The sequence below is a fragment of the Pseudoalteromonas sp. S16_S37 genome (genome assembly GCF_014694405.1).
In the GTDB taxonomy this organism is placed as follows: Bacteria; Pseudomonadota; Gammaproteobacteria; order Enterobacterales; family Alteromonadaceae; genus Pseudoalteromonas.
The window spans coordinates 12,417-35,868 of record NZ_JAAUWV010000009.1; the positions used below are offsets into that span (position 1 = coordinate 12,417).

Genomic DNA, 23,452 nt, shown 5'->3' on the forward strand with positions numbered 1-23,452 from the left:
CTGATGTTAAATGCGTATCTAGCAATAATATAGTCAATGCAGACTGGCATTTTTAGTCATTGATAACCTATGCTAGTAGGTGTTAATGATGAAGTGTGTTGTATTTATATGTTGACCCGCGTCTTAGTTCTGCTCTTTCTTGTTTGCTCTTTTTGTGCCGATGCAATTTTATTGTATGTTGATGATGAAAATGACTTACGCGTATTAAGAGAAGAAGTTCCCCCTTCTAGTATTGGAAATAATACCAATCTATTGGTAATGAGTTTTTTGGATAAACGAAAGGTGACTTTGGTCCCTGCTAGTTATAAAAGAGCACTCAAGGCAATGGCTGAAAAAGAAGATGCCGTGTGTGTTCAAAACAGAATAAAAACGCCAGATAGAGTTGAAAGCTACTTGTTCAGCTTACCCATTAATATTTATTTGAGTCATCGGCTATATCAACATATTCAATCACCGCCACTGAATGCTGATTTGCTCAACGAAGAAGGTGAAATTAGCTCCTTAAGTAATGTGTTTTATAAATACAAAAGCTCGATGATTGTACTGGCACCATCGATGTCTTACGGGAACTATCTAGATACACAAATTCGCAACATCCCTGAAAGCAACAAAGTGTTGCGTGATGGTACTAATCACTATGATATGACTTTTCAAATGTTTCGACGTCACCGAGCTGATTTTTATTTAGGATATCCAGCGGCAATATTCAGGCACTTACAGAAAGAACCGACCGAGCTGCGCGCTTACGATATAGCTGGCGCGCCAAAGTATGTTATTGGGCATTGGATGTGTAACGATACCGCGCAAAGCCGCAAGTTTTTACAAGAATTTGATGAAGCAGTTAAAAAAGCTTATCAGTCGGCAGATTTTTATCATGCTCACTTACGTTGGCTACCAGAAACAGCACAGTTAAAAACAAAAATGTATCTTGATGATTTGCTTGAATCATTTGGGGTTGTGCCTCCTACAATCGTTAAGCATTGGTGACTCATCATAAAAAAGGGTTGTTGCCATGGAGGGGATATTTTCGACCAGTGATAATAACCCTGTAAAAACTATCGAAAGCAACATTTTTGTACATTGTATTTAGTTGGCAAAGTACACAGTCAGCCTGTGAGTGTAGAACTCGCGGTGTTAACACTTTCTATGATGTTTCTAAATTATATTTATCATATTGTTTTAAATGTGTTTTTTACAATTTTCAATGCGATTTTGAAGACATGCTCTAAACCTCACCATAAAGTCTGTTATTTACATTTTGGACCCTTACCAGGGTTACTTGTAACTTTTCTGTAAACAAGCGCATCTATATTAGCGCTCGGCTGCGCAGCCTATTCATATACTTTAAGATTTTTTATTACAGGAAAAATAATGAAAACTATTACTTCTATGTGCTTCAGTGCGCTATTAGGAGCGTTGGCTATTGCACCCGCACATGCTTCTTTGTACAAAGACCCTGGTTTTGTTGAACAGTCTGCGCGAGTGGTTACAAAGAACAACGCGGTAGGACGAACTCATCAGTACCGTGATCAGCAAGGTTGGATGTTTGTTGACAGCGTTGCCAACGGTGCCACCAGCGGGTTCTATCAAGCTGGAAATTGGCTTAAATTGCATGATCGAAACTTTAAAATGGCCATTGGTTTTGTCGAGTTTTCTTTTAACCCTTCAAAGTTAGACTGTACACAAGGTATGAGCTTCAACTTAAAAGTGGGTGAAGACTCTGTCGCCGCGTTTACACCCAATTGTGATGATTTACTAAATGCCTCTGTGACTTATCCTGTGGAGTATTACTTTGATTTAATCCCTGAGCCAATTAAGCCAAAACTAGAGCTACCTTTAGATCCATTAGGTCTGCTAAAGCTAGGTGTTAAATTTGGAGCAGGTATTGAAGCAGGAGCTGACTTTACTGTGGGTGGTGTCATAGGGGGTCATGGCAATGAAGAGCCATTTGAAGTAGACGGGGTTAGACGCCCTGATTATATCTACGCTTCAGTTGAGCCGTATGTGGGTGGTGTGGTATCAAGCTCCGCATATGGCTCATTTGGTCATGGCATTGCTGAGGCCGGCGTGAAAGGTAAACTTAACTTACTAAAAGTGAAAGGTAAGGGCTATGTTGAAGCGGGCATTCGCCGTGTGGTTATTGATGAACAAGTGCGCGAAGAAGGCTTTTTAGAGCTTAAAGTGTCGGGCAAGCTCTCTGGTGGTGACGGCAAAATTCAAGGCTATTGCAAAAAGCTCTGGGGCTTGTTGGTATTCAACGTTGACATCATGAAGTGGAAGCCGCTTTATGAGCGTGAAACAACGTTCTACGAATATGCAAGCCCAAGTTGGGAACAGCTTTAATTTTTATGTGGCGGCTTAGCGCCGCCATTTATGGAGTTTTTTATGAAAATTAAAGTTTATTCTATGGTTTTACTCGTGATTGCTACCTTATTTGTCGTTGGATATGTAGCGAGTCCCTCTTCACCAAGCAACGCTGCTAACCAAGCTGCTGGAAATATTGATATCTCGGAGGGTGAACAACAAAAAACACAAAACCAATTTACTTACATTGTACAAATAGATTCATCCATTCGTTCTGACAAGCAAGTGGTGCTAACTCACTCTCAACTTAGTTGGCATATGCAATTGCAAACACAAACAGGGAGTAACACGCTACTGGGTCAATTGAGTAACATTAACTATACGCAAGACAATAAGCCTGTTTCGTTGGTGAGTGATTTACCGTTTAAGGTGGATTATCAACAACATCGTTTTGAGCAACTTGATTTACTTGGTTTACCCAAGGAGCACACGCTTCAGGTTATTAAGCAATTATTTGACCTAATAAGCTACGATTTGACTCAACCGCTTGTAATAGATGAAGCGCAGCGTCAAGCGACCTATCGCTATCAACAGGCTGATAATCGGATTGTTCGAAGCACCGTGGAGCTCAAGTATCACAATGCCAATCATAAACCCGAAAAAGAACAACAAGATTGGCAGCTATTGCTGACGCCCTCCGGTGAGCTGGAGAAACTAAGTTATGTAAACTCACTATATTGGCAACAGCAGCAACAAAACTACATAGTTGAACAAAGCGTTAATGTGGTCAAAATAGCAAATAAGTATGCTGCACTGACTACCCCAAATAGTGATGCGAACGCTCATATTAAGGGGGAGCAATTACAAACTGTACAACGAGAAATAACAGACAAAGCCGCTTTTGAAGCTGCGCTAGTTGAGCTTAAAGAGTCATTATCTGTGGAGCAAGCAAAGGCGGTCGGTCAATATTTGGTTGATAACTACAGTGCCTATGAAATCCAAGCATTACTCAACGACATGCCCAATTTTAGCTCCGCCATTATTTATTCGCTGCAAAAGTTGCAAACACCTCAAGCGGAGGCAATGTTGGTTGACTTAATTCAGTTTGAGCAGACATCCGATCTGGACAAGCACAAACTGGCGATGGCATTGGGTCGTTTCGGCGCTTCTAGTGCGCTGTCTTTGCAAACCTTGCAAGCGATTGCTGCGCAACCAGAGCATCAAGTGGCAAATACGGCGCTACTCAGTTTGGGGACTATGGCTTACTTTACGCCTGAGCAAGCGGTCAATGTAAAAAACTATCTACAACACAATATTAGCGAACAATTTAATTTGTCGACCACCGTATTGGCAGTTGAAAACAGTAAAGATCCAAGCTTGCTTGCCAAACTCCCTCCTTTACTTGGAAGTGATGATGATTCAGCTAAGCTAAACAGTATCAAGGTGCTAAGTAAGCATGCAGATTATCAAGATCAAGTAGTGTCAGCGCTTTTATCATCGCCTCAGCCTAAGTTTGTTGCAGCTTTTACCCGCACCATGCTCGAAGCTGGGCATACGCTTAGCGCACCGAATATAGCAAGGCTGAAACAGTTACAAAACCAAACGCAAAACCCGGTGGTACGTAAAAAGATTGCTGAATTGCTCGAGGGCAAAGCGGGTTAAAATATCTTTGAGTTGAAAATAAAAGATACCAGCATAAAAGCTGGTATCTTTTTGTGCTCTTAGTGGGGGCCTGTATTTTTAGCTGGGGTTAGCCAGTCACTTTGCCAAACATAGTTACCGTGAACATAATACAAGTCATCTTGATGAATGATTGCACGGTCGTTACCTGAGTAAACGTACGGCACATTATCGCTATCAGGATAAGTAATAACGCTACTTCCCACATAGTTCATTTGTTTTTCGCTAGAGTTTAGCGCAAATGCAGCCAAAGCATTTTCTCTTGTCCATGTTCCCGACGAAGAGTCTGAGCTACTGCTATGCCATGTCTCTATTGGTAAGGTAAAACGATATTGGTTATCAGTCATTTTTAATATGCTAAATGCGTGGTAGTTTGACTCAACAGCTGAGTAGGCATTGTCAAATTTGTGTACACTGAGCTGTTGTGGATTTCTAATATCGCTGATATCAAACAAACTGACTTGAGTACCTTGTGTTATTACTGGCATAGCATCGCTCAAATCGTTCACGTGCTGGCCGATTCCAAGCAATAAGTTATCGTTTAATGGGTGCAAATATGAAGAATAGCCAGGTATCTCTAATGCGCCAGCTATCACAGGCGCTTGCACATTAGATAGGTCAATAACATAGAGTGGATCTGTTTGCTTAAAGGTGACTACATAGGCTCTATCTTCTACAAAGCGCACTGCATAAACATTTTCATCCACAATACCTTTGGTATTTACCTTGCCTATTTTTGAAGGCTGTGACTCATTAGGAAGCTGACTGAGTACTGCCAGTTTATTTCCTTGTTGCTCTAACACAAAGAGCTTGTGATTAAAGCCATCCATGCTATTACCATCACTGGTGACTACACGCAAATATGATTGCTTTTCACTAAAGCGTAAGTTAGGGCTATTCCAACCAAAATGCCCCGCCACTTCGCCTGTCGCACTGTAATTAATGGTATTGTCAGCTAGGCTAAATTTGTGAATAACTGAATTTGAGGTGCTCTCTTGGTACTGTGTACTATAAGCATATAGCGCCTGCTTTGAAGCGTATAAACCATCAATATAAGTGTTAACGCAGATAGAGCTTTGCTGACTAGGATCGGTCAGGGAAATTTTAGTTAACGTCATGATGGCATCGTATCCATCATTTTGGGTTGCACCTTCGTTGATATAGCAATCTGCTGGATTAAATAGCGGGCTTGATTGGTCGCTCAGATTGTTTTTTATCATCGGTAGTAGCTTATCGACGTTTTGGTTTTGGATGGCCTTGTAATCAGCTAATTTACTTTTTTCAGTATTATCTGTTCCAACAAAGCCATCAAAGTGAGGGCGATAGTTACTGACAATGTATAATTGATCGTCAATCACTCTTGTATCTATAAGCTGTCCTTCGATGGTGTAATGAGCCTTTACAGAAGTTTGTTCAGGGATACTCACATCCATTAAACTCAGCTCAAATTGTTGAGCAGCTGGCGCCACGATTGAAGAGCTTGCAGCCATCAGCGGTTCGATACTAAACCAACCAATATCATGATTAAGCACGGCAAGTGTATTATCGTGCAAATAAAGTTGCTGATTTTGATAATCAGTAGTGGAGCTAATGACTTCTTTTACCTGATTGACATTACCAGATTCATCGCGCTTCATAATACGAATAAACTGATGATACTGCTCAGGAGTAGTTAAACTTTGAGCAGTGTTGGCGCTGATATACATATACTGGCCGTCATACTTGATCCTATCGGCTTCATCAACGCCTAACTCCTGTACGTTGGTGTTTGACGAGGTTGTCGTTACTGCAGCTGAATCGCCATTTGATTCACTGTTAGAGGGCAAAGTTGGTGCATCATATTGATAATGACGCATAAACAAGCCATTTTTCAGGTGTGTGGCAAATAGTTGCGCGCTGGCTTTGGTAAGAGGAGTGGTAGATACTTTTATGCCGTTAAGTTTGGGCAAACTTTCGGTTTTCTTATCTGCGCTACTATCGTTATCACTAGAGCAGGCACCAAGCAATACAGTGGCACCAATCGCAATTAAACGTGGGTAAAACATTACTTATCTCCTTTAATAAATGACCTTTATAACTGTACAAAATTCCTTCTTAATAACTGTTACCTTTGAACAGTGAATTGTTATTAAGTGTTACTCTAGATAGCAAATTGCAAATACGATGGTAAATTAGCTAGTGTACACAACTTTTTGTACTGTATGAGCGCAGAAAACAAGGTTAAAAAATGCTAGCAACTTTTGGGAGAACAGCTTGAAACAGGTTTTATTGGCAGTGAGTTTTATGCTGACATTACAGGCTAATGCCCAGTCATGTGAGCCTAAAAGTGTAGACTGCGTGGAAGTTGGACAATGGCAGTTTAGCGTGGCGGTTGGTGCTGGGGTGATGACTAACCCATTAGTTGGAGGAGATAATATTCCGCTGGTGGCCATTCCTTACATAAGCTACTACCGAGACCGATTTTTTTGGGATAACACCACCTTAGGTTACACCCTGAGCAATGCACAGCATTTTGATATTAGCGTTGTTGTTGAACCTAATGCTGAGCAAGCCTATTTTGAGCGTTTTCATGTGCGTAATCTGATAGCTCCAGAAAGTTATTTTGATGCCAGTGGAACCAAAGTTGACAGTGGCATTTTGCCAGATGGTACGTCGAGCGAAGGTGATTTATCCCCTACCACACCCACAATCAGCATAGATGATATATCTAAACGCAAGTGGACTATAGATGGTGGGGTGCTAGCGCACTGGTACGTTAATGAAGACTCAAAATTTACATTCAGTTGGCTTAAAGACATCAAGGGCGTTTATGATGGTCAACATGCTACTTTATCTTATAGTCAACAACTTCCTCTCCCTAAACAATTACCCGCTAAATTGCAGCTCAAGTTTGGCGCTCACTGGCAAAGCCGGCAGCTAGTTGATTACTACTATGGTCTGCGCAGCAGCGACAGTATGGACCTGCGGCTTTATTATCAAGGAAAAAGCGCCGTTTCTCCTTTTGTTGCTTTGGCATTTAATTATCGCTTGAGCGATAAGTGGCAGTTTAAAGTGAGTGCTAAACACAAATTTTTAGGCTCAGGTATAAGCGATAGCCCATTACTTAAACACCACGCTACTAGTAGTGTATTTGTTGGGGGGCTATATGAATTTTAAAGCGTATTGTGTCGTTGCGCTGGCATGGGTAATGAGTTCAACAAAGCCGTTGGCTGCAGGGACGAGTTCAGGCCAAACCACATTAGAGATCAAACCAGTGACATGTATCGTTAGGCAGTTAGGAGAACTGTGCCAAATGACCATAAAGTTACATTGGTTGAGTGCCACCCCGATAGATGCCTGTTTGTATCAAGAGCAGCTAAAATTACGCTGTTGGCAAACGAAGCAGCAAATCAGCGAACAACTCGATATTTCCTTGCAAAAAAACATGAACTTTCGTTTGATTGATAGTAAAAATGTAGTGCTTGCCCAGCAAATCATTAATGTGAATGCCGCGGTGAGCCGTCAATATCGACGGAAACTAAAAACAGATTGGAGTATTTTTTGATGGCCCATGTGATGCTTGTTGAAGATGATATTCGTTTAGCGAACTTGACGTCACAGTTTTTGCAAAGCCATGGCTTTAAAGTGACTCAAGTTCATGATGGTGAACAAGCCTGCAAAGATATTGTGGCTGTGCAACCTGATGTGGTGATATTGGATATTATGTTGCCCAATCGAGATGGGTTCAGTGTGTGTCGTCAAGTACGCCTTGATTATCAAGGCCCTATTTTATTTTTAACAGCGAAAGACAGTGATTTTGACCAAGTTAGAGGGCTCGAAATAGGTGCTGATGATTATGTGATCAAGCCCGTTGAACCACATGTTTTATTAGCAAGACTCAATGCCTTACTGAGGCGCAATAGCTCGGTGATCAGTACCGGTGAACAGCTCACCTTGGGGCAATTGAGCATTAACAAGGCCAGTCGTAAGGTAACACTGGATCAACAAGAGGTTGAATTAACCAGTTATGAGTTTGACTTGCTATGGGCGTTAGCTAGCCGAGCTGGTGAAACACAAAGTCGTGAGTATATATACAAACACGTGGTTGGACGAGAATATGATGGTCTTGATCGTAGTGTGGATGTGAGGATCTCTCGATTGCGCAAAAAGCTGCATGATAATTTGGAACAACCTGAGCGACTTATCACTGTATGGGGCAAAGGCTATTTGTGTTCTAAGTCTGCTTGGGGATAGCGATTAAATGATCCGTTTGTTGATCAGCTTATATTTGGTGGTGTTTTTAAGTATTATCGCCATCAATCAAGGCAGTGAGTTAATTTGGCAGCATATCGCTTATCAAGAGCCTGATGATTTACGTCACGCATCACAAGTTGCCAAAAGTTTACAAGCAAGTTTGTCTGACGACAAGCAGCTGCCACCGTCACTGACCCACTATACTATGGACGAAGTCGCTTGGTTAGCCGAGCAAAAGGCTAAGTTGCTGCGCGGTGACATTGTTACCACTTATACCGAACAAAATCACGCGCTGTTATCGTTTTTATTAACAGGCACCGATACGGTAGTGCAACTGGGCCCGTTTAAGCCCGTCGAGCAAGTACTTATTCCTAAATATCTACTGAAGTTGTGCTCTTTTATACTACTGGCATTGCTCCTTATGTTTTGGCTACGCCCCCTCTGGAGGGACTTAATGCAGTTTAAATATGTCACAGAGCAGCTCGCTAAAGGGCAACTGGATATCTGCATAGCGCCATCTCGTTTCTCGGCCATAGCGACATTAACGAGCCAATTCCAAACCATGGCGACCAAGGTCGCAAACTTAATGAACAATCAAAAGCATCTCGTTAATGCTGTGTCACATGAGTTACGTACACCACTTGCCAGGCTTAAATTTGCGTTAGCAATGTTAGAGCCGCAAGCGCCTGAGTCGGTGTCTCAAATGTCGCAAGATGTGCAAGAAATGGAAGTATTAATTGATGAAATGCTCGGTTACGCGCGCTTAGAGATGGCACAAAATACCTTACAATTTGAGCCGTTTGATATTGTAGCGTTATTGGATGAGCAACTAACTAAACTCAACAGAACCTCCACCAAACAGATAGAGTTGGATTGTCCATATCAGGAATTATGTGTTACCGCAGAGCGCCACTATATGGCTCGCGTGCTACAAAATCTTTTGGGTAATGCAGATAAGTATGGTGAGAGTAAAATCTATGTGCAACTACAACAGACTCAAAACAATTTAAAGATAGTGGTAGGTGATGATGGTCAAGGGATAGCCGAGCATGAGCGCGCTAAAGTGTTTGAACCATTCTCAAGACTAGAAAAAAGCCGCAATAAAAGCTCTGGTGGATTTGGTTTAGGGTTAGCGATTGTTGCCAAGATCATATCCTGGCATGGCGGCCGATGCGAGATTGAAACTTCAAAATGGGGGGGGGCTCAGTTCGTGCTCTACTTGCCTTTTGCTAACTAACCTAAGCTTCGCATTTTCCTATTTCAAAACGCTTATCCAAACCTGAAGCTAACCAAGTTAAAACTTAATTTTGCCTCTAAGGTTTTTGGTTTGCCCACGTTTTACTTTGCTCTCTACTCGTTTTCGCTGTGAACTTTTAGTTGGTTTGGTTTCGCGTCGGGCTTTTTGGGTTTTGGTGGCATCCAATATCAGCGTTTTGAGCCTTTGCAACGCTTCTTCTTTGTTCATTTCTTGAGTGCGATGCGACTGTGCTTTGAGCACAATAACCCCGTCTTTGGTAATTCGGCTGTCGTTGAGGGCAAGTAAACGTCGCTTATAAAACTCCGGTAGCGCTGAGTTTTTGATATCAAATTTAAGATGTATGGCGCTGGATACTTTGTTGACGTTTTGACCGCCTGCACCTTGCGCTCTAATAGCGCTGAGTTCTATTTCCCAAGCTGCAATTTCGACATTGTTTGAAAGTCGTAACATAGTGGCGGTTATACAAAGTAAAGATGGAGTGATTCTACCACAGCAAGAACAATCATAAAAATAGACGATGAGTTAACGTGTATGAGTAAGCTGTACGGCAGGCTAAAGCACCTGCCACTCAGAAAATAGGCTTGGTATGTTATGCGTAAGCGATGGCTTGTGGTGTGCGTTCACACTCATTGAGATAGCCATCTTTGATTTGTATTATTCTACTGGCCTGTTCGGCTTGTTCGTTATCATGGGTCACCATAATAATACTGGTCCCCTGCGCGTTGATATCCTTTAACAGCGACATGATGCCGTCCGCCATTTTTGAATCAAGATTGCCGGTTGGCTCATCGGCAAGAATAACCGAAGGCGACCCTGCGATTGCACGAGCAATCGCAACGCGTTGCTGTTGGCCGCCAGATAACTGTGATGGGTAGTGGTTTTTACGCCCAGCAAGACCAACCTGCTCTAAGGCTTGAATAATACGTGTGTTACGCTCGCTATGAGTAAACTTTCTATAGCGAAGTGGCATGTCAATGTTGTCATATAGATTCAGCTCTGGGATTAGATTAAAACTTTGAAAGATAAAGCCTATCTTTTCATTACGATACGCCGATTTTTGCTTATCTTTCATTTTTGACACGTCTTGACCATCTAACTCATACAAGCCTTCGCTGTGCTCTTCGAGTAACCCGGCAATGTTGAGAAAGGTTGTTTTACCTGAGCCTGAGGGGCCAATAACACTGACAAATTCACCTTGCTCTATAATCAAATCAAACGGTTGCAAAGCTTGAGTCTTAATGTTTTCTGTGTAAAACGCCTTTGCGAGTCTATGCATCTTTAACATTTATGTTGCCATCCCTGCTATTGTAAAATACGCACACGCGGTGCATCTTTAAAGATATTTGTGTCTGAGATCACCACGCGATCTCCCTGTTTGAGGCCTGAAACAACTTCTACCTGCGCTAGGCTGCGTGAGCCAAGTTCAATCGGTGTTTTTATGGCTTCTTCACCGTTGAGTACATAAGCAAATTGGCCATTATAAGAATTAACAAATTGCCCTCTGGGTAAAAAGGCAATATCACTTTTTTGCTCAAGGATAATACGGGTCGTGAGTCGCTGATTTTGTCTAAGCCCAGTTAACGAAGTATCTTTGAATCGGATCTTTCCGCTTACTGAACCTTGGGATATTTCAGGAGAAATAGCAACTAGCTCACCAGCGTATTGTGTATGATTCAGCGTGATCTGTGCTTCCATCCCCAATGCTAGGTCATCGGCATAGCTTTCGGGTATTTGTACTTCAAGTTCGTATTGGGTTAAGTCAACTACTCGTAATAATGCTTGGTTTTTTGTTACCGAGCTTTTTTGTTGCACGTTTAAGTTGCCGACGAGCCCCGTTACTGGAGATGTGATCTGCAATCCATCAACCTGGCGCTTTAACTCTGTGACTTTGACTTGTTGAGATTCAAGCTCTAATTCCCGAGTTTGGATCTCAAATTTTTGACTTTCTTTAAGTAGCGCGACTTCTTTTAGCACATGCTGATATTCTCTTTTTGCATTTTGTAAGTCGTCTTTGGCTTTTTGATAATCAATGTCGCTTATCACATTATTCTTTTTCGCATCTTCGGAGCGTCGCATCTCTCGCTGTGCTGCATTGAGTGCCACTTCAGCTTTACCTATTAAGTTATCTTGCTGGAGACTAGATTTTTTTACTTGAATTTTTTCTCGTTCGAGATGAGTTTGTAGTTTGGTTAAATTTGCAATTTCTTGATTATACAAGCTCTTTAACTCTGGAGAGTCGATGATCGCCAGTGATTGCCCTTTTTCAACACTGTCACCTGCTTCAACAAGATAGGTAACTGTTCCTTGAGCTGGGCTATAAAGCACTGGGCGTCTCGCTGCTACAACTTTCCCTTGTAGCGAAAAATCTTTTACAAACAGGCCCTTTTCTACTTGTGCGACTCTAATTTTGTCCAAAGATATTGAGCTTGTGCCGCTAGTCCAATTGGCAAGCGCAGGCATAAGAATAAAATACAAAAATACCATAACCAGTAAGACAGACGTTGCTAGCCAAATACTTTTGGCCTTTGAAGGCTTGGTTTTTATTTGTGTATCTTGAGCGCTGGTATCTGATATATACGCCATATGTAATCCCTTTTTACCATTTGACGGTCAAAAACTAAGAGTGGCTCGAACTTAACTTCATGTAAAAAAAGCAATCGAAAAAGTAGCTGGAAAGTTCTTAAACAAAAATACATTGTTTTTTATAAAATGTCACCAAAGTTAATTTTTTGTATTTGTTTTTTGTGTTTACTTTAATCGGTATAGAAGGAGCTGTATGATTAAACATCGCCTCCGTTTTTCTTGGTCAACTCTAAGTACCTGCTTTCAATAAATTTCTTTTCTTTTGTTAGATGCTTTAATGCTTGTTTTGTTTGTTCAAGTTCTGCTTTTATTTCGTTAAGATCTGCGCCATCATTGGTATTATCTGCTTGTAATGACAATTGTTCTAACGCTTGATTTTGTTCCGCAATTTGCAGCTTGTAACTGTTGATAGCATCCATCATTTGGGTTCTTTCTCGTTCAAAATTCATTGTCATTTGTTGAATATTTCCCGTTGGTGCTCCCTGTGACTGAATGGCCTCATATTTCTCCTGCAGCTGCTGGTGTTCTTTTTGCAACGCTTCAATTTCATCATTTTGATTGTATAGTCGTTTTTTTGCTTGCTTGAGCATCCCTGTGCTTTTATCTAGATCACCTTTTAACTTTCTAATTAAGGTGTGAGATTGAATAAGCTTTTGATTTAGCGCTTTAATCGACGCTTCTTCTTTAGGGGTTATATGATCTTTAGTTGAACTTCTGATCTCGGCAAGTTGTTGCTCTAAGGTGTTTTGGATCTGGGAGAGCTGGGCGATTGTTTCGCTATTGTTATTAACGTAATTAAGCGCATTATCAACCGACTCCCGACAAATGTTTAATATGTCTTCGCTTTGTACGTTTGGTTGTTGCTTGATCATACTGGTTGCAAAATGACGGAATTCTCGCAATATTAGCAATAGAATATAAAACCAAGCTGCTAGAATGATTAAGCCAAAGTTTATGGCTATATATTGAAAAACATCGGCGGATAGTTGAAAGCTCTGCATTGATTTATAACTTACTTCTGTTGATACTCTTCTTCAGTTTAGTGATGCATAAAAAATATGCCTATAATAAAAAACAAGTTTTTGTATAAAGTGGTCAAATGTGAAGATATTAATTGTGGATGATAGCCAAGCGACGCTAGAAATTGTTAGGCGGGCATTACAGAACTTTGGTTATCGAAAGCTGTTCATCAGAAAAGCGAATAGCGTTAAGACTGCTTTGCGGGAAATTGGCAATTGGCAACCTGATATTGTGTTAACCGACTGGTATATGCCTGACATGTCTGGGCTTACTTTATTGCAAGCAATTAAAAAGCGACAACTCAATATGACGGTTGCGATGATCACCACGGTTGATGAAAAATCGCAGATAGATGAGGCTTTGCGCGCAGGTGCCCGATTTGTGCTTTCCAAACCGTTTTCAGATCAGCAGTTGCACGACCAACTTTTGCCTTTGGTTCAAGGCACTGAAGAAAGCCAAGTGATGCTTGAAGAAGTAGAGATAAATGGTGAACTGGCCCTGCCAAAGCTTGCTCAGCTTGAGCGTTTAATTCATAAGCATGTAGATAAAGATATGGTTATTCAGTCGATTAAACCACAGTACTTTGACGAAACTAAAGTGCCCTGTGTGATGGCGATGTATGAAGATCCTAACAATCAAAAAATACGTGCGGTTGGATTACTAGATGTTTACGCCACATGCATATTAGCAAGCAGCCACCATAAAATAGACTCACAAGAAATTTATCAAGCAATCCATCAGAATATTCTTTCCAATGATATTTTAGAGTCGTGCCAGCAAACGCTAAATGCCACTGCGTTTGCATTTTTAGATAAGCGTACGCGCATGAGCCTGCGAGTTAAAGCGGTAAAGTTTATTGGCACGCCGTTTAAAAAGTTAGAGTCGTTGTACAATACGCCATTGGACAGTCGCATCGACTTTAGCTGCCAGCGTGAAGGAATGGCGTTGGGTAAAGTATTGCTGGTAGGGTTTTAGCTAAAAGAGTGTTTTTGATTAATTAGAAAAGTTTAGCCTGCAGTTTCCACGAAGGAGCTCCGCCGAAGCTTTTAACTTTCCTTCGTGGTAGTTTACTGCAATTTAGTTACCTTTTTGAACCTCTAGCTTCCAATTAACCTTCTGATAAACAGATTTTTCATGGAAGTTCGTCTCCCCTGTAGTTGGACTTACATAGTAATATATACCGCCAGAGAAACCGGCAGTACCAACAGAGGTGAGTTGAGTGGGGAGCGCGTGCACGGCATCATCAGCATTTAAAAACACATGCTCTTCTGGGTAGGCATTTTTAAGAGAGGGTTCTGATAGTGTTTGTATCGTTTGGTTAATGATACGGCTCGCAATGGCTTTATGAGTTTCACCCTTGGCCCACCCTAAACTTTTGCCTGTTAGTAGGTCTAGTTCATCGCTATGGCCTGCGTAAAATACTTCGTCGATGATAATTTCACCATTTTTTTCTAAACACCAATCAACAATAACAAAGCTGGCGTAACTCGCGTTTGTTATGACTTGTGAATAGCGATGAATTTTAGCATGAACATTCGCATGAACTTTCTCGTTATCAGCTGAGTTAGAAGTATTCTTCTTTAGTGTCTCTAAAATGACTTGTTGAATGTTATTTCTATCCGTTTCGTCAAAACGGCCCCAATTAAATGCGCCATAAGACTCGTTGTCAGCTGAATTTTCATCGGCAATGATAGATACTGAATTTACACTTGCATTAAAATTTGGAGCATTTGTTAGTAATGGGAACTCGGCTTTGCTCGCGGTACCAGTCACTGCACAACCCGTCAAAACTAACGAAACTAATAAACTGAATAAGTATTTCACTAAGTACACCTGTTTTACTCACAACAACCCAACGTAGGGCATATAGAATGGTTGTGTAAAATAAACGATAAAAGTGCCAATGCCAACATGATATTCGTCAACATCATGTCTGAATAGCTCAAACCCAAGCTCCGTGCGAAGTCTGCCGCGATTGGCGAAAAAATACTGATTCATATCATCATATCGGTGTAATTGACTCTGTTCATATAGTTTCAATATTGCGCTACCAGTAACTAGTTTAGAGACTGACGCGACCTGAAATAAGCTATTTTGTGTTGGCTTTTGCTGAGTGTCTAAATTTGCCTAGCCATATTGTTTAGAATAAACAACATCTCCATTTTGTTTAAAAACCAGCACGGATACACTCGGGTTATTAAGTAACTGAGGCTGCAGCACAGCCACAAATAGCAATAAGCCAATAAGTCCTATTATGTTTAAAATAACAATTGATTTGGAGCGATAAAAAATGAATAAGAGTACACCAAACAGCACTTCCCCTATACCTGCTGACTTTGTTATGTAATACGACACGCTATCAGAGAAGCCAAAGCTCTCGGTCATTAACCTCTCTAGTGGTGCGATATGGACTAGCTTTGGAAATATGCCATGCTATAGCCAACTAAAGCTGACCATATATCGTGCGATTTGAACAGACGACACTGAGTAATCCCTTTTTAATTGTTAAATTTGGACACTACGACTGGCCATAATGTGATTTGCCAGTATACCTTTTTCTTGAATCTTTTAGAATTGTCCTAGAAGAGCCAGCTCTGACCATCATATAAATATACTCAAGCTTTAAACTTACTAAACTAAGATATCGGCTAACAACCCCATATCGCTAATACCCGATTCTTTTAATGCCTCTTGCAACGATTGGGTGATACCCATCAATTGTATTTGCAGTTGCATTAGGGTGTCACTTTGTTGCTTTAATAAAGCGGCTTTGATTTCTTTGTCTAAATCATCCCGCGCTTTGAGTTGCTCAAGGCGCTCTTTTTGTTCTTTGATTTGTTCTTTTATTTTTTTGCGTTGTTCAACCAAAGCTTCAATATGAGCTGGGAGTGCAGGCTTATTATCGTCTTTTTTCTCATCACTATTGAGTGTGTTGAGCTTTTTCATTGCCTCTGGAGTCATGCGCAGTGTGGGTACTGTGTAGTCTTTAGGTTCGTTATCAGCAGATTGGCTTTTAGGCTTATCCGGCATGATCGGTTGGTGCATTGTAAGTGTGGTTTTCACAAGGGCCTCGATAATATCCATATTCTAATAAGTTTTTATCGGCTCTTAATTGCAAAGCTTGATATCAGTTTTATTTAAATAGAGGGTATTGAAATAGAGCGGCATCCTTTCCGCTGCAAGTGCTTGGGATCTATGGAACTAATGTAACTGTAGTTGGCCTGCAAAATGGTTGTTTACTGCATAGTTATCGCAAAAATAAGGATGCAGGTTAGTTATTAATTGCATACTTTTGAGCCAATAAAACTTGGCTATTGTGTAAAGCACGCTTAATGGCCTGTAGCATGTTATTACCTTTTGCTTTGAGCCTAATACTGGGTAGCCCAGGTAAGTGTAGATGTATGCGACATTGTTTGAGCACTCCATGCCCACGAGACTCAATATCATCAATATGCAGCTCAACACTACGAATATTTAACGCATATTTGTGTAGTTGGGCGGTTACCAGTTTTGACAGTTTTACCTTCATCAATGCTGTGACGGTTTTGTCTTTTATCGATAACTTAAGTTTCATTGTTTGGCTCACATAAACATTTAATCAATTTGTCGCACCTCAATTGCAGGCACAGGATAAATCTACTAAGGTATAAAAAAAGAAAAAAGCTGATTATTTCTTACTTATTGGTAGGTATTAACGAATGATAACCAACATTAACTACAACCACTTGTATTACTTTTGGCAAGTTAGCCGTCACGGCAGTATTGCTGCAGCCAGCAAGGTGCTGCATCTAACGCCGCAAACTGTCAGCGCGCAAATAACGAGTCTTGAGCAGCGTTTGGGAAAGTCGTTATTTTTGCGCGAAGGCCGTGGTTTACGTTTAACGGAGTTTGGGCAGATCACTCAGCAATATGCCGACGATATGTTTACCATCGCGAATGAGTGGTTGGAGACGACACAAGGGGATATCAGTGCGTTGTCACGTACTCTAAAAGTGGGTGTATCTGATGCCTTGCCAAAGTCTTTGGTGTCTAAGTGGCTGGCTCCACTTATTGAAAACGAACGCATCGCTAATTTACAGTGTATTGATGGTCAGCAAGCAGAGCTTTTGGCACAAATGGCGACCCACAAACTGGACTTGGTATTGGCTGACAAACCTCTAGATAGCAGCTTACCATTTAAAGTGTTTTGCCATGAAATAGGTAAAAGTCAGCTTGGCTTTTTTGGCGCTAAAGACTGGCAGTATAAATTGCAATCTAACTACCCGAAAACGCTCAGCGAGGTGCCCGTTGTGTTACCTGCTAAATCAAGCCCTGTTACCAGTGCCATACACTATTGGTTAGATGAGTTAGAGATTGAAATCAGTATTGCAGGTCATGTTGATGACAGTGCGTTAATGATCGCACTAGGTCAGCAAGGGTTTGGTTTATTCCCCGCGCCGCTCTCAGTTAAAGACGAAATTGAGCGCAATCGAGATGTGAGCTTTATTGGCCCGATTGAAAACGTATATCAGCACTATTATGCGTTTACCCCTGATAGACTGATCAAAGACTCCATCTATTCAGAGTTTGTACGTTATGCACAAAGTGCATAATTTTACATAGCGGCTTTAAACTTAATGGTAAGTATGTACTCACCATCCCATAAAGTCGCATTTTGATGCCAGTTTAGCCGCTGGCATATTTGTTTTATTAGTATGCTACCCAGCCCCACACCTGATGTACTCTTATCATCTTCAGCAATAGGGTTTTTTAACAGTAGTGTGTTATCGCTCAAGGTTATCGTTAATGATGGCGCACCGTGTTGCTGTGCATTCTCGATGGCTTGGGTGAGCAGCAGCTCAAATAGCTCAGGGTGTATTGGCTTGATAACTTCAAAGGCACTGAGGTTGAGTTCAATTGGTTGTGCTGGCGTTTGTAATTTTTGTACTACACGCTTGATCACCCCTCTTAAGTCGAGTTGTTGTGTGGCTAAATTATCTTGTTGCCACAAAGCCAATACCGCATTGCTGGTTGATGTCAGGCGATGTTGTGACAACGCTAAGCTATGTAGTACCTCAGCTGCTTCAACGGGTAAATCATCAAGCTGCTGTAGGCGTGAGATACCGTGTTGGATCTGAGTCAGAGGTGTGCGTACTTCGTGACTTAAATATGCCGACACCAAGCGCTCTTTTTGTTGGGCGAAATGTTCGGCTTGGCGAGCGATATTGAGCGCTTTGAAAAATGCGCTTAGTTCTTGAAATTTGCTTTGCTCGTCAGGGGGGGTGTTAGTGTTTACAAACTCCGTTAATGAATTGATTTCACTGCGTATTTTTAACGCGCTGCGGACCACAATGTAGAGAATAGGAATGCTTAACAGCACCAGTAAGAGCAGGAGCCATGGCATGATGGGCAAAGTGTCTTGTTTGTCGAAAAAGTGCAAGATAAATATTGGTATCGCGTTAGAGGATGCCGGTTGCCACGGTAATACATAAATGTCGTCTAGCGTGTCACTGACTAAGCTCACTTGGTTCAGTGGTAGCAAGCCCGCTCGCCAAGCTTGTTGTATTGCTAAGGGTAAGTCGCTTTGCTGTTGCGTAATCAGTTTAAAATCATCACTGATTGGTAGCTTAACTTGCTGCTTCTCCACAAGCTGAGCATCGTAGTATAAATAGTATTCAGCACTATCATCTAGCGCAAACTCATAACCGTATTTTGCGACGCTTATCCAGCATGCCATCAGCAATAACATCAGCAGGATAATGCGAATACTTAAGTAACGGATAATAGACGTGTCACTCATCAGTGTTTTCCCGCCTTAGAACAAGCCCTTGTTTTTTTAGTGTGTGCAGCAAAGGCGTTTCATGTTCGTGGCTTAAGTTGCTGCGTAAACGTGTTAATAGCGATTTATACATGTTGTTATTTGAGTCTTGATCGGGCCATATGGTGTTGATAATAGTGGCCTTATCTACCGGGTTTGGATAATGCTCAATGAGCAATGCAAGCAATTGCCACTGTTGGGGGGAAAGCACAATGACTCGCTGCGCTCGAGTGATGATTTTAGCGCTTAGGTCTACACTCAGCGAGTCCAATTCAAAGCGTTTGTTGGTTTTCGGTGTTGCTTTATTGGCTAACAGTTTAATACGCACTGCAAGTTCCTCCAGCGCAAAAGGCTTGGTTAAGTAATCCAATGCGCCAAATGAAAAAGCGGTGAGTTTGTCGGCTAACGTGTCACGTGCGCTGAGAAATAAAATTGGCTCGCTGCGAGTATGTTGCCACTGCTGTGCCAGACTCAAACCATCGCCATCGGGTAAATTTATGTCTAGAACGATGGCATCATAGCGTTGTTGCTCACTAATTGATTTAGCTTGCATAACCGTGCTGGCGTAGTCGACTTCAATGCCCTCTTTGGCTAAGAAGTCGATGCTGTGAGCTGCTAAAAGCGTATCATCTTCTACCAGTAAAATAATCATCGGGTGCCTATACTGTTACCTTACGGTTACCTCTGTCTTGATAGTGTAGTGCTAATACTAAGGAGTCAACTATGAGTCGTTCTATTATGTTATTTTCTACCACACTGCTGTCACTGAGCTGCGCGTTATCTGGATGCACAGACAACACCCCTGCACTATCACAAAACGCTCACACTGCGCCTAACCAAGTGCCTGCGAGCAAAGTATTTGTAAATGCTCAAGTTTACACTGTTGATAGTAAGCAACCATGGGCACAAGCCGTTGCTATTCAGGGTAATAAAATTGTGTTTGTTGGCAATGATGATAAAGCTAAAAGTTACATCGATGACAATACACAAGTAATCGATTTAAAAGGCAAAATGCTGCTTCCAGGTTTCCATGATGTACATATTCACCCGTTGGAGTCAGCATCAGAGGTAACGCAAGTCACCCTGCCGAGCTATGCCAGCGAGCAAGAATACATGGATATTCTTTATGAGGCCAATTTACAGCACCCTGGTAGTGGTTGGTTAATCGGTTATGGCCACGAGATTGCAACCTTGCTGGAAATGCCAAGCTCGCCGTTGTCGGTACTGAACGAAGCAATCCCAGATCGCCCCGTGATCATTATGGAACAAACTTCTCACTCGATGTGGGTTAACAGTAAGGCTTTAGCGCTTGCTGGTATCACGCAACAGAGCGCTGACCCAATTGGTGGTGTACTTGGGCGTGATGAGCAAGGTTATCTTAATGGGATTTTGTACGACAACGCCGGTAATCAGGTTATGGAGCTGGCCATGCGCTCGCGCCCAGATGCCTCTGAGCAAGACTATTGGGGGTTAATTGAGTACACGATGCCCGAGCTAAATAAAGTGGGTATCACTTCAATAAGTGATGCGCGTACTTATTGGCAACGCGGTCACTTACAGACGTGGCAGCGCGTGGCAGATGAAGATAAGCTGACACTACGCGTGAGCCTAGGTTTGTGGGCATATCCTCAAATGAGCGACGAAAAGCAACTAGCCAGCTTAAAAGCCATGTTCAGCCGCCCTACTGACAGCTTATTAAAAGTAGATCAGGTGAAGTTTTATATGGATGGCATTTTGGTCAACAGTACCGCGGCAATGCATGAACCTTACAACGTTGATTGGTTGAATCTGTACGGCAACAGAGGGCTTAACTACTTTACCCAAGCGCGTTTAGAGAAATATATCAAAGCGCTTGAACCCGTTGGTTTTGATTTTAATATTCATGGTATTGGTGATAGAGGCATTCATGAAGCACTTAATGCCGTTGAAAATGCCTCAAACGGTGCGGCTCGACATCGCATCACCCACTTAGAAGTGGTTGACCCTGACGACTTCTCGCGTTTTGCTAAGTTGAATGTGATTGCTGATGCACAAGTGGCTGGTGAGTTTAGCCAACCATCCCACTGGCCTGAGAATATCCCGCTTATTGGTGCACAGCGCTCGCAAGATTTAGTGCCTATTAAGAGCTTACAAAATGCCAATGCCACGCTAACGTTAAGTAGTGATTGGAATGTGAGTACATTCAATCCATTCGTGGGGATAAGCCATGCTATCTCGCGGGCGCCACAAAACATTACTTTGGCGCAGGCAATTGCGGCATATACCATTAATGGTGCCTATGCGATGCGCCAAGAGCAATTAGTGGGTAGTATTGAAGTGGGTAAACGAGCAGATTTCGTGGTGCTCGATAAAAACCTATTTGAACTTAGTGCTGAACAAATAAAGCAGACGAAGGTTGTTATGACGCTGCTTGATGGTGAAGTGATCTATCAAGCTAATTAGCGCATTTAACCCTTCTGGCATCACTAGCCGCTTTGCATGTGGTGCCACATTTGAAATGCGCGTACAATAACGCGCTTGTTTACTCCTAGTTTTTTATTATGACACCATCAGCCCTGCCTTTACTTGATCAACACCTTCGTCAAATTGATAGCTTTCCTTCGCAAGTGAGGCGGCTTTTCCATGGCCGAGGCCAATGCTTTGCTGGTCTTGAGCATATTACAGTGGATTGGCTTGGTGGGCAGATCCTCATTTCATTGTTTAAAGAGCCTGAGGCTGAGTTTATCCCAGCGTTATGTGAATTGGTTGAAAGTTGGCAAGCCACCCCGCTTTGGCAAAATAACGTCAGGAGTGTGTTATTACACCATCGTAGTCGTCCTGATTGCGAGTTGCAGGTGTTGTCGGGCACTTTCAGCGCGCAGCAGACGGTAGTTGAAAACGACCTGACCTTTTTGCTGGACTTAGGTAATAAACAAAATAACGGTTTGTTTTTGGATATGCGATATGGCCGCAGCTGGGTTAAATCGAATGCGCAAAATAAAAACGTGCTGAATTTGTTTGCTTATACCTGTGGTTTTTCGGTTGCTGCTATTGCTGGTGGCGCTAAGCAGGTGGTAAATCTTGATATGGCCAAAGCGGCGTTGAGCAAAGGCCGTGAAAACCACAGAGCCAATGAGCACGATCTCAGTAAGGTTAAATTTCTCGGTCATGAATTATTTAAATCTTGGGGTAAAGTGCGTAAGTTTGGGCCATATGATCTGGTGATCATCGATCCCCCGTCATTTCAAAAAGGCAGTTTTGCTTTAACCAAAGACTACAAAAAAATTCTGCGTCGCCTACCTGAGCTGTTAAGCGAACAAGCTCGGGTACTTGCTTGTGTGAATGACCCAAGCGTTGACTCACAATTTTTAATCGACGAAATGGCTCAGCAAGCGCCCGAGATGATATTTGTTGAGCGCTTGGACAACCCGCCCGAGTTTAAAGATATAAACCCAGAGGCGAGCTTAAAGAGTTTACTATTTAAACGAGGCGCTTAAGTTAAGCGCGTTGTTTGATAGCTTTGGCTAGATTATCAAGCGCCTCGCCAAAGGAGACTTGACCGTTGATATAGGGCAGCCAGTAGCGCTCTAGCTCCGCCAAATAGTCCCAACGACCTTGATATAAGTGTTTCTCATTAGCATAAGGTCGGTAGTCTGGGTTTTCTTTTACTATCGCTTGACGCGTGACCTCTCCTACCGTGTAAAACAATATTGGGTGCCAAATACGGCCATGCTCTGCTATCCCCTGATCTACAAAAGCTTGCTCAATACTGTTTTTTAAACGCTCATTATTAAAAAAAGGCACATGACTCAATTCATGGAAAAGTAGCTCTAACGCATACCAATCACGATAATTTGGCTGGAACGAATTAATATGCGTGACAAAACTTCGAGCAGAAGTAAACGCGCCTTCACGCGTAAATGGCCGAGCGTGTGCATAAACGAAATGTGTTGGTGCGCTGACCAACTCTCCCAATAGTAAGTCGCTAAGCCTTTGATATACCCCTTCACCGTAATGTGTCAGTTTGCTTTGCAAATTAACGCGCCATTGCTGATTTTGTTGGCAATGCCGCGGCCAAATATGCTCTTTATATAAGCCTACAGAGGCAAAATAAGATTTGCTCAGTGAAGTTGTCTTTACTTCTGCCAGCGGTTTACCCTGATTAAACCCATCAGTCATTAGTCCAAAGTCATTGTTGTTAAACAGCGGGTGAAAGTACTTTTGCTTGGTGTAGTTTTGGTATTGAGCGATAGAATTTTTTAACGTTTGTTTGTCTGTGTCAGATATAGACGAGTCAGACATGACTAGCTCTAAGCTCTCGGAATTTTTCGCTGAATAAGTCAAAAAACTATGCAAGTTTGCTTCTGGACTGTTGATAAAGGTTATGTTTTTCCAATTGGCTGGCGTGAGATCACAATTCATTGCTGATACGCTAAAAGCACAAAAAGCCATGACAGTGAGAGATGTACTACGCATGGTGATATGTATTTCTCTGTTGTTTTTTCTTCATCATAACTTGCAGTTAAATTGGGCACAAGTCAGAGGTTTGTTCGTTTTTATAGAATGCTAATGGCGAAAATTGCTAATTTTTGTTCTTT

The 23,452-nt window shown here is 41.9% G+C and carries 23 protein-coding genes and 1 pseudogene; 11 read left to right on the forward strand and 13 right to left on the reverse strand.

Going from position 1 to position 23,452, the window contains the following annotated elements:
• Nucleotides 1–69: 69 nt before the first annotated feature.
• The 3 genes from HC733_RS06395 to HC733_RS06405 all read left to right on the forward strand — a co-directional run bounded on the left by HC733_RS06395 (nucleotide 70) and on the right by HC733_RS06405 (nucleotide 3,966).
• Nucleotides 70–987 carry a hypothetical protein gene (locus HC733_RS06395; RefSeq protein WP_190364223.1) on the forward strand — a complete coding sequence of 306 codons (918 nt, stop codon included), beginning with the start codon at nucleotides 70–72 and terminating at the stop codon, nucleotides 985–987.
• Nucleotides 988–1,371: 384 nt separating this feature from the next.
• Nucleotides 1,372–2,343, forward strand: a complete 972-nt coding sequence (locus tag HC733_RS06400) for a hypothetical protein (protein ID WP_190364224.1) — start codon at nucleotides 1,372–1,374, stop codon at nucleotides 2,341–2,343.
• 42 nt (nucleotides 2,344–2,385) lie between these two features.
• On the forward strand, nucleotides 2,386–3,966 hold the full coding sequence (locus tag HC733_RS06405) for a HEAT repeat domain-containing protein (protein WP_190364225.1): 1,581 nt from the start codon (nucleotides 2,386–2,388) through the stop codon (nucleotides 3,964–3,966).
• 59 nt (nucleotides 3,967–4,025) lie between these two features.
• On the opposite strand, the gene HC733_RS06410 is transcribed toward HC733_RS06405, so the two are convergent.
• Nucleotides 4,026–6,029: a beta-propeller domain-containing protein gene (locus tag HC733_RS06410; RefSeq protein ID WP_190364226.1), complete on the reverse strand. Its 2,004-nt coding sequence runs from the start codon at nucleotides 6,027–6,029 to the stop codon at nucleotides 4,026–4,028.
• Nucleotides 6,030–6,237: 208 nt separating this feature from the next.
• Here HC733_RS06410 and HC733_RS06415 point away from each other — a divergent pair, with 208 nt between their 5' ends.
• Genes HC733_RS06415 through HC733_RS06430 form a run of 4 tightly spaced genes read left to right on the forward strand, consistent with a single transcriptional unit; the run spans nucleotide 6,238 to nucleotide 9,454 of the window.
• Nucleotides 6,238–7,140 carry a MipA/OmpV family protein gene (locus HC733_RS06415; protein ID WP_190364227.1) on the forward strand — a complete coding sequence of 301 codons (903 nt, stop codon included), beginning with the start codon at nucleotides 6,238–6,240 and terminating at the stop codon, nucleotides 7,138–7,140.
• Nucleotides 7,130–7,528: a DUF3019 domain-containing protein gene (locus HC733_RS06420; RefSeq protein ID WP_190364228.1), complete on the forward strand. Its 399-nt coding sequence runs from the start codon at nucleotides 7,130–7,132 to the stop codon at nucleotides 7,526–7,528. Before HC733_RS06415 ends, HC733_RS06420 begins: the two co-directional genes overlap by 11 nt.
• A complete protein-coding gene (locus tag HC733_RS06425; RefSeq protein WP_190364229.1) occupies nucleotides 7,528–8,217 on the forward strand; it encodes a response regulator in 690 nt (229 codons plus the stop codon). The genes HC733_RS06420 and HC733_RS06425 overlap by 1 nt, the downstream gene beginning before the upstream one ends.
• A 7-nt stretch (nucleotides 8,218–8,224) precedes the next feature.
• Nucleotides 8,225–9,454, forward strand: a complete 1,230-nt coding sequence (locus HC733_RS06430) for an ATP-binding protein (protein WP_190364230.1) — start codon at nucleotides 8,225–8,227, stop codon at nucleotides 9,452–9,454.
• 57 nt (nucleotides 9,455–9,511) lie between these two features.
• On the opposite strand, the gene arfB is transcribed toward HC733_RS06430, so the two are convergent.
• The 4 genes from arfB to HC733_RS06450 all read right to left on the reverse strand — a co-directional run bounded on the left by arfB (nucleotide 9,512) and on the right by HC733_RS06450 (nucleotide 12,930).
• Complete coding sequence (gene arfB, locus HC733_RS06435) at nucleotides 9,512–9,925, reverse strand: alternative ribosome rescue aminoacyl-tRNA hydrolase ArfB (RefSeq protein ID WP_190364231.1); 414 nt, start codon at nucleotides 9,923–9,925, stop codon at nucleotides 9,512–9,514.
• 139 nt (nucleotides 9,926–10,064) lie between these two features.
• Nucleotides 10,065–10,760 carry an ABC transporter ATP-binding protein gene (locus tag HC733_RS06440; RefSeq protein ID WP_190364232.1) on the reverse strand — a complete coding sequence of 232 codons (696 nt, stop codon included), beginning with the start codon at nucleotides 10,758–10,760 and terminating at the stop codon, nucleotides 10,065–10,067.
• A 17-nt stretch (nucleotides 10,761–10,777) separates the two neighbouring features.
• Nucleotides 10,778–12,058: an efflux RND transporter periplasmic adaptor subunit gene (locus tag HC733_RS06445; protein WP_190364233.1), complete on the reverse strand. Its 1,281-nt coding sequence runs from the start codon at nucleotides 12,056–12,058 to the stop codon at nucleotides 10,778–10,780.
• Between the two features lie 197 nt (nucleotides 12,059–12,255).
• Complete coding sequence (locus tag HC733_RS06450; RefSeq protein WP_238937469.1) at nucleotides 12,256–12,930, reverse strand: chromosome partitioning protein ParA; 675 nt, start codon at nucleotides 12,928–12,930, stop codon at nucleotides 12,256–12,258.
• A 229-nt stretch (nucleotides 12,931–13,159) separates the two neighbouring features.
• On the opposite strand from HC733_RS06450, the gene HC733_RS06455 reads away from it, so the two are divergent.
• Complete coding sequence (locus HC733_RS06455; RefSeq protein ID WP_190364235.1) at nucleotides 13,160–14,053, forward strand: response regulator; 894 nt, start codon at nucleotides 13,160–13,162, stop codon at nucleotides 14,051–14,053.
• A gap of 102 nt (nucleotides 14,054–14,155) precedes the next feature.
• Here the strand turns inward: HC733_RS06455 and HC733_RS06460 are convergent, their stop codons facing one another.
• The 5 genes and pseudogenes from HC733_RS06460 to HC733_RS06480 all read right to left on the reverse strand — a co-directional run bounded on the left by HC733_RS06460 (nucleotide 14,156) and on the right by HC733_RS06480 (nucleotide 16,652).
• Nucleotides 14,156–14,902, reverse strand: a complete 747-nt coding sequence (locus HC733_RS06460) for a hypothetical protein (RefSeq protein ID WP_190364236.1) — start codon at nucleotides 14,900–14,902, stop codon at nucleotides 14,156–14,158.
• Nucleotides 14,903–14,920: 18 nt separating this feature from the next.
• Nucleotides 14,921–15,193, reverse strand: a pseudogene (locus HC733_RS23615) (serine hydrolase); the annotation flags it as partial.
• A gap of 12 nt (nucleotides 15,194–15,205) precedes the next feature.
• Nucleotides 15,206–15,505 carry a DoxX-like family protein gene (locus tag HC733_RS06470; RefSeq protein WP_446727620.1) on the reverse strand — a complete coding sequence of 100 codons (300 nt, stop codon included), beginning with the start codon at nucleotides 15,503–15,505 and terminating at the stop codon, nucleotides 15,206–15,208.
• A gap of 204 nt (nucleotides 15,506–15,709) precedes the next feature.
• The gene (locus HC733_RS06475) at nucleotides 15,710–16,141 is read right to left on the reverse strand and encodes a hypothetical protein (RefSeq protein ID WP_190364237.1); all 432 of its coding nucleotides are present in this window, start codon (nucleotides 16,139–16,141) and stop codon (nucleotides 15,710–15,712) included.
• 208 nt (nucleotides 16,142–16,349) lie between these two features.
• On the reverse strand, nucleotides 16,350–16,652 hold the full coding sequence (locus tag HC733_RS06480) for a hypothetical protein (protein WP_190364238.1): 303 nt from the start codon (nucleotides 16,650–16,652) through the stop codon (nucleotides 16,350–16,352).
• 124 nt (nucleotides 16,653–16,776) lie between these two features.
• Between HC733_RS06480 and nhaR the strand changes: the two genes are divergently transcribed.
• Nucleotides 16,777–17,670: a transcriptional activator NhaR gene (gene nhaR / locus HC733_RS06485; protein WP_190364239.1), complete on the forward strand. Its 894-nt coding sequence runs from the start codon at nucleotides 16,777–16,779 to the stop codon at nucleotides 17,668–17,670.
• A 2-nt stretch (nucleotides 17,671–17,672) separates the two neighbouring features.
• On the opposite strand, the gene HC733_RS06490 is transcribed toward nhaR, so the two are convergent.
• Nucleotides 17,673–18,857: a sensor histidine kinase gene (locus HC733_RS06490; RefSeq protein ID WP_190364240.1), complete on the reverse strand. Its 1,185-nt coding sequence runs from the start codon at nucleotides 18,855–18,857 to the stop codon at nucleotides 17,673–17,675.
• Entirely contained in the window at nucleotides 18,850–19,527 is a 678-nt protein-coding gene (locus tag HC733_RS06495) for a response regulator transcription factor (protein ID WP_190364241.1), read from the reverse strand. The genes HC733_RS06490 and HC733_RS06495 overlap by 8 nt, the downstream gene beginning before the upstream one ends.
• A gap of 71 nt (nucleotides 19,528–19,598) precedes the next feature.
• Between HC733_RS06495 and HC733_RS06500 the strand changes: the two genes are divergently transcribed.
• Nucleotides 19,599–21,317, forward strand: coding sequence for an amidohydrolase (locus HC733_RS06500; RefSeq protein ID WP_190364242.1), 1,719 nt, complete (start codon nucleotides 19,599–19,601; stop codon nucleotides 21,315–21,317).
• A gap of 98 nt (nucleotides 21,318–21,415) precedes the next feature.
• Nucleotides 21,416–22,351, forward strand: coding sequence for a class I SAM-dependent methyltransferase (locus HC733_RS06505; RefSeq protein ID WP_190364243.1), 936 nt, complete (start codon nucleotides 21,416–21,418; stop codon nucleotides 22,349–22,351).
• A gap of 1 nt (nucleotide 22,352) precedes the next feature.
• Here HC733_RS06505 and HC733_RS06510 read toward each other — a convergent pair whose 3' ends face one another.
• Nucleotides 22,353–23,330, reverse strand: coding sequence for a hypothetical protein (locus tag HC733_RS06510; protein WP_238937471.1), 978 nt, complete (start codon nucleotides 23,328–23,330; stop codon nucleotides 22,353–22,355).
• Nucleotides 23,331–23,452: the final 122 nt, after the last annotated feature.